At 61.5% G+C, this 6,610-nt stretch carries 5 protein-coding genes; 4 read left to right on the forward strand and 1 reads right to left on the reverse strand.

Features of this window, described 5'->3' with window-relative positions:
- Positions 1-159: 159 nt before the first annotated feature.
- The 4 genes from F759_RS0132050 (at position 160) to galE (ending at position 4,508) form a co-directional block, all read left to right on the forward strand.
- Positions 160-1,422 carry an oligosaccharide flippase family protein gene (locus F759_RS0132050; protein WP_027803439.1) on the forward strand — a complete coding sequence of 421 codons (1,263 nt, stop codon included), beginning with the start codon at positions 160-162 and terminating at the stop codon, positions 1,420-1,422.
- Positions 1,419-2,252, forward strand: coding sequence for a glycosyltransferase (locus tag F759_RS0132055; protein WP_027803440.1), 834 nt, complete (start codon positions 1,419-1,421; stop codon positions 2,250-2,252). The genes F759_RS0132050 and F759_RS0132055 overlap by 4 nt, the downstream gene beginning before the upstream one ends.
- A 72-nt stretch (positions 2,253-2,324) precedes the next feature.
- Complete coding sequence (locus tag F759_RS0132060) at positions 2,325-3,473, forward strand: glycosyltransferase family 4 protein (protein WP_027803441.1); 1,149 nt, start codon at positions 2,325-2,327, stop codon at positions 3,471-3,473.
- Between the two features lie 12 nt (positions 3,474-3,485).
- Positions 3,486-4,508, forward strand: coding sequence for a UDP-glucose 4-epimerase GalE (galE, locus tag F759_RS0132065; protein ID WP_027803442.1), 1,023 nt, complete (start codon positions 3,486-3,488; stop codon positions 4,506-4,508).
- Positions 4,509-6,194: 1,686 nt separating this feature from the next.
- On the opposite strand, the gene F759_RS43110 is transcribed toward galE, so the two are convergent.
- Positions 6,195-6,610 (reverse strand): hypothetical protein (locus F759_RS43110; protein ID WP_051377532.1); only part of this gene is annotated, 416 nt, incomplete at its 5' end.

Below are 6,610 nucleotides of genomic sequence, written 5' to 3' on the forward strand. Positions count from 1 at the left end.
TTGCCGGAAGCGATCCGGTTCCAACTTATAATTGCGCCTTTCGGACCAGCCTTGTAGCGCCATTCTAATGCTTAGACGCCCTCCATTTGTAAAGTTGCCGCCGCGACGGCCGGCCGGGTGGGCAGACTCGCGTCAAGGGAATTGGCGAGCGCTCACCGGATGCTGACGCTCAAACGCTTTGCCAATCCGGACGTCACGCGTGCCTTCGCGAATATTGTGTGGCTCGGCCTCGAACGCCTGACGCAAATCGGCGTAGCCATTGCGATCAGCGGCATGCTCGCGCGTTACTTCGGACCCGACACCTTCGGCAAATGGCAATACGCCAATACGCTGCTGCTGGTGCTCTCTCCCATTACCTGGGTATGCGGTGCGGAGATCCTCGTGCCGACCATCGTCGCGCGGCAGCCCGCGCAACTCGGCACCGTGCTCGGCAGCGCATTCACGCTGCGCTTTTCGGTGTCGGTCGCGGCATTGCTGCTGACGTGGCTCGGCATTGCGCTCGATCTGTTCGATCCGCTCGTCGGCGCGATGCTCGCGGGCCTCGCCGTCACGATGCTGTTTCGCGAACCGTTCGTCGGCGTGATCAATGCGTGGCTGCAAAGCATGACGTACAGCAAGCCGCAATTGCTCACGAGCATGAGCACCGCGGTTATCAAGGCGGGCTTCGTCTATCTGCTCGTGCGCGCAACCGCTGAACCCGCGCGCTTCGGCTGGCTGTGGGCGGTGGAGTCGGCGACCATCGGCAGCGTACTGCTGGTCTATTACATTCGTCGGCACGGCGGCACACTGGGCTGGCATTTCGGCCGCTCGCTTTTCAGGCATTTAGCGAGCGCAGGCACGGTGTTCTGGCTCGGCCTGATCTGTATGTATCTGTTCCTGAAACTGGACCGGCTGATGTTGGAGCGAGCCATTTCGTTCGCCGATCTCGGGCGCTATTCCGCCGCGCAGCAGTTGAACGAAAACTGGATCACGCTCGCGTTGATGCTCGCGCAGACCATCGCGCCCGCGTTCGTCTACCGCGTGCAGCAGGCCGCGCAGTTGCGCCGTAACGTGTGGCGCCTTACCGCGATGACCGCAGCGTTGATGATCGCCGGCGCTATCGTGCTCGATCTGCTCGCGGGCCTTATCATTCGCCGCGTGTTCGGGCCGGGCTTCGAAGGCGCGATTGAGATTTTCCGCTGGGCCGTGTGGCTGTCCGTGCCCGCCGGCATCGAGGCGATCGGCAATCTCGTCGTGCTGAAATATCAGGCGAAGTTCGTGTTGCTGTTCAAATGGCTGCTCGCGCTTGCGGTTGCGTTCGTCGTCAATCTACTGGCGATTCCGCGGCTCGGCGCTTACGGTGCGCTCGTCGGCCTCGCATGCGGCTATCTCGCCGCAGCCTCGGTTAATCTTTATTACATTCGTTTCAAATTGCGCCCATGACGCTTCCCGCCGTCGACACGCCGCCACACTGCCTCGAAGACGTCGCGGTACTGATACCCGCCTACAACGGCCAGGCCGACGTCGATCTTACGCTCGCGTCGTTCGATGAAAGTGCGCTGGTGCACGTTCTCATCGTCGATGACGGCAGCACGCCGCCTATCGTCGCGCCAACGCTTGCGAACATGCGAATCGAAGTATTGCGCATGCCGCGGAACGGCGGCATCGAGCGTGCATTGCAAACCGGAATCGACGCGCTCGCGCAGCGCGGCTTTCGCTATGCCGCTCGTATCGACGCGGGCGACCGCAGCGTGCCGCAACGGCTTGCGAAGCAGCGCGCATTCATGGAAGCGCATCCGCAAGTGGCCGGGCTCGGCATGTGGACCCAGGTGGTCACGCGCGCGGGCGAGCCGCTTTTCACGCTGACGCCGCCCGCCGAACCCGCGACGATACGCCGACTGCGCTTCTTCCGCTCATGCCTCGCGCATCCTTCGATGATGCTGCGTATCGACGCCGTGCGCGCTGTCGGCAATTACCGCGCGGCGTATCCGTCGGCCGAAGACCTCGATCTGTTCGTGCGTCTGATGGAGCATTACGACTGCGCGAATCTGCCCGAATTGGGCCTCTACTACGAGCTGAACGAAGGCGGCATCAGCGCGACGAAGCGCCGCCGCCAGGTTCTGTCGACGCTGCGGCTGCAACTGCGCTACTTCAACACCGCAAATCCCTATGACTGGTTCGGCCTCGCCAAGAATCTGCTGCATCTGATTACGCCTTATCGCGCATTGCAGCGGGTCAAACGCAGTCTGCTTGCGCCGCGCCCGAGTCATTGATCCGCTTGATCCGCTTGATCCGTTTTGTCACCGCCCGTTCGCCCTTTCATTCACCGCCGAGCCCGTTACTGCATGAAGCCACCCTTGAAGTCGACGCCCGCGTTGCGCATTACACTCGTGTGTAACACCGCATGGGCAATCTATACGTATCGGCAAGGGCTGATTCGCATGCTGGTGGGACGCGGCGTCGACGTGACGGTGCTCGCGCCGCGCGACCGCACATTCGAGCTGCTCGCGGCAATGGGTTGCCGCTGCATCGAGTTGCCGGTCGCCTCCAAAGGCACGAATCCGCGTGACGATCTGCGCACGCTGGTCTCGCTGTACCGGAACTATCGCGCGATCCGCCCGCACGTGGTGTTTCATTACACGATCAAACCGAATATCTACGGCTCGATTGCCGCGAAACTGGCGGGCGTGCAATCGGTCGCCGTGACGACGGGGCTCGGCTATGTGTTCATCCAGCAGAGCCGAGCCGCGCAGGTGGCAAAAAAACTGTATCGTTTCGCGTTCCGTTTTCCGCGCGAGATCTGGTTTTTGAATAGCGACGATCAGAGAGCGTTTGTCGAACAGAATTTGTTAGTGCATCCTGAACGCGCTCGGCTGTTGCATGGCGAAGGCGTCGACCTCGAACAGTTCGGCTTTACGCCCTTGCCCGAGCGAGCGGAATTCAAGTTCCTGCTGATAGGCCGTTTGCTGTGGGACAAGGGCGTTGGCGAATATGTCCAAGCCGCGCGGCGTGTGCGTGAGCGCTATCCGCAGTCGCGCTTTCAGTTGCTCGGTCCGGTCGGCGTCGACAATCCGAGCGCTATCACGCGCGACGAAGTGACGGCCTGGGAACGCGAAGGCATCATCGACTATCTTGGCGAGGCGCATGACGTACGGCCTTTTATCTCCGATGCCGATTGCGTCGTCTTGCCGTCATATCGCGAAGGCGTGCCGCGCACGCTGATGGAAGCATCGGCGATGGGCCGGCCGATCGTCGCGACCGACGTGCCGGGCTGCCGCGAAGTGGTGGCGCACGGCGTGAACGGATTGCTATGCGAAGCGCGCAACGCGGAAGCTCTCGCGGCCGCGCTTGCGCAGATGCTCGACATGAGCGGCGCCGAGCGCCGCGCGATGGCGGACCGCGGCCGGCAGAAAGTGGTGCAGGAATTCGATGAACGCGTCGTCGTCGAAACGTATAAGGACCTGGTGCAAAAAATGACAGGCGTTTTACTTTAACGGAGCAACAGCATGACCACGAAGGGCACGATTCTGGTAACGGGCGGCGCGGGCTTCATCGGCTCGCACACCTGCGTCGAACTGCTGAACGGGGGCTACGACGTCGTGGTGATCGACAATCTCGTGAACAGCAGCCGCGAGTCGCTGCGGCGCGTCGAGCAGATTACCAGCCGCGCCGTCGAGTTCTACGAAGCAGACGCGCGCGATACGGCCGCGCTCAACCGCATTTTCGACGCGCACCCCATCACTGGCGCAATCCACTTTGCCGCGCTGAAGGCGGTGGGCGAATCGGTCGCGAAGCCTATCGAGTACTACAGCAACAACGTGGGCAGCCTGCTTGCGCTGCTCGACGTGATGCGCGATCGCAACGTGAAGCAGTTCGTGTTCAGCTCGTCGGCCACGGTGTACGGCGTGCCGAAAAGCTCGCCCATCGACGAATCGTTCCCGCTGTCGGCCACGAATCCGTATGGCCAGTCGAAGCTGATCGCAGAGCAGGTACTGCGCGATCTGGAAGTGGCCGATCCCACGTGGCGCATTGCCACGCTGCGCTATTTCAATCCGGTCGGCGCGCATGAGAGCGGTTTGATCGGCGAAGATCCGGCGGGCGTGCCAAATAACCTGATGCCGTATGTCGCGCAGGTCGCGGTCGGCAAGCTCGAAAAACTGCGCGTGTTCGGCGGCGATTATGAAACGCCCGACGGCACCGGCGTGCGCGACTATATCCACGTGGTCGATCTGGCGCGCGGGCACCTCGCCGCGCTCGACGCACTCGTCAAGCGGGATGCGAGCTTCGTTGTCAATCTCGGAACCGGCCACGGCTATAGCGTGATCGACGTCGTCAAGGCGTTCGAGAAGGCGTCGGGGCGGCCCGTGCCTTATGAGATCGTCGCGCGCCGTCCGGGCGATGTGGCGTCGTGCTTCGCCGATCCGCGCGCGGCATTGGACATGCTCGGCTGGCGCGCGGAGTTCGGCATCGAAAGAATGTGTGCGGACCATTGGCGGTGGCAGTCCGCGAATCCAGATGGTTTTAACTGATCAGCTATCGCGCTAACGTTGGGACGCATGCCGCGAGACGCGGCATGCGTGATTGCGGATGATGTGTGTTGTTTTTCTGTCTTCGCGGCTTTTTTATTTCTGTTGTTTGCTTCTTTGCTTCTTTGCTTGTTCGCAGCTTGCGAGCTTCGTCTGCGCTTCTCTCCTACTTCAACGCAGCGGTCATAGATGGTCGACACGACTCGACGTCGAGCCGATCTGCAGCTTGTAACTCATACCGAAAATCTCACTGCCATCCACCCGCCGTTGAACCCTTTCGCCAGGTTCTGCTGCGTGACCGGTATCTATAGATAGCTTACGCGCGATCCACATGGCGCCCGACTAGTTCAAGTGACCGGCTTCGTTTTCGAGTAGCCGCCCGGCCGTCGGGGTACATCGCGGAAGGTGCGCTGAAGCCTCCAAAACAATGCATGACGACGCGCCATACCGGTCTGCGTCGCGAATGCATTCGTCTGATGCTCACAGCGCTAGCGTGCACGGCTCACGAATGATGCTGGCTAAGTGCAATATCACGTGGATCCCCTGCACACGAGCGCAACTGTAATGCAGTGCGAGACGCGAGTCACGATTCGCAGCCAGTTTCGGAAAACTTTTAATCGCTCGGCGTTTCTAAGCGCTGCTGTTGCACAGATGTGACTACAACACAGGGTAAATGGCGCAGCGCGTGCCGTCTGTGTGATTGCACTCACTTTTGCTCGTGCGATCTCGATCTTGTGTTCGGACGCGCACTTTGCGAAGCGCTTTAAATCAACTGGCACATTCATCTGATCAAGTCGGTCAACGGCACCGCAAAAAAATAATAGTTTGGACTGCATATCTAACACGCATGGGTTCAGATTTTTTGTAGTAGTCGGTAATTCTCGATTTTCGAGCATCCCAGCGCTACAAATAGGCGCAAATCGAAGGCGATATCGGATTGCGTGGGGCAGCGCACGGTCACTGAGTGGCGCTGCGCATAACTTGAACCTCCATCACGCCCAGCTGTGCGGTTTACAAATTCATGCCCGCAGAGCCAGTCGTTTCTCTCCAATCACGCCGAATCAGACCGGGGTCGCCGGCGAGAGAGATTGCGGACGTCACGCGGATCCATCGTGACTGAAGCAGTGACGATTGGGCACTGACGTTTGTGTATCTGACGGTGAACATGACTTCATCTGTTTCCACGGCCGGTCATTCGATGCATTTAGTTAGGAGAATGAAATGAAAAAGCAAACCGGGGATGCGCTGGCGCTACATACGCGCCGCGCGGCATTAGCGGTTGCAGTAAGTGTGTATGCGGCGATAGCGGGCGCACAAACTAATCCGGCGGCGTCTGCGGCGCCGTTGGCCGGTTCGAGCAAGATGGTGGTGGCGCAAACGTTGCCGATCGATTGTCCGAACCTCGACACGCCTGGCTGCAAGCGGGAGATCAGCGGTGTCGCGACAACCGGCGGAACGCAGATCGCTGCTGCGGCGGCCGCGGGTGGGTTGGTGTCCGTGTCGGCTGCAAATACGCGAAGCGACGACAACGGGACTGCGCCGATCTGGCTGGCGGGCGCAGGCGGTGGACGCGGGAGCAGCGCAAGCACAGCTGGCGCCGGCGGCAATCAGAGCAATTCGGGCTCGCCGGGACTCGGTGCCGGGAGCACAGGAAGCGACAGCGGCGGCAGTGGAAAGGGAGGAACGGGTTCAGGAAGCGGTGGTGGTCTTGGCGACGGCGGTGCGGGTGGTGGTGGTGGTGGTGGTGGTGGCGGTGGCACCGGAGGAGACGGGAACAACGGCGGCGGCACCGGTGGTGATGGGGACGGCGGTCATCATGGTGATGGCGGTCACGGCCACGGCGGTCATGGTGATGGCGGTCACGGCGATGGCGGCCACGGTGACGGCGGTCACGGCGATGGTGGTCACGGTGACGGCGGTCACGGTGACGGCGGCCACGGGGACGGCGGTCACGGCGATGGTGGTCACGGTGACGGCGGTCACGGTGACGGCGGCCACGGTGACGGCGGTCACGGCGATGGTGGTCACGGTGACGGCGGTCACGGTGACGGCGGTCATGGCGATGGCGGTCACGGTGACGGCGGCCACGGCGATGGCGGTCATGG

This window comes from Paraburkholderia dilworthii, assembly GCF_000472525.1.
Taxonomy (GTDB): Bacteria; Pseudomonadota; Gammaproteobacteria; order Burkholderiales; family Burkholderiaceae; genus Paraburkholderia; species Paraburkholderia dilworthii.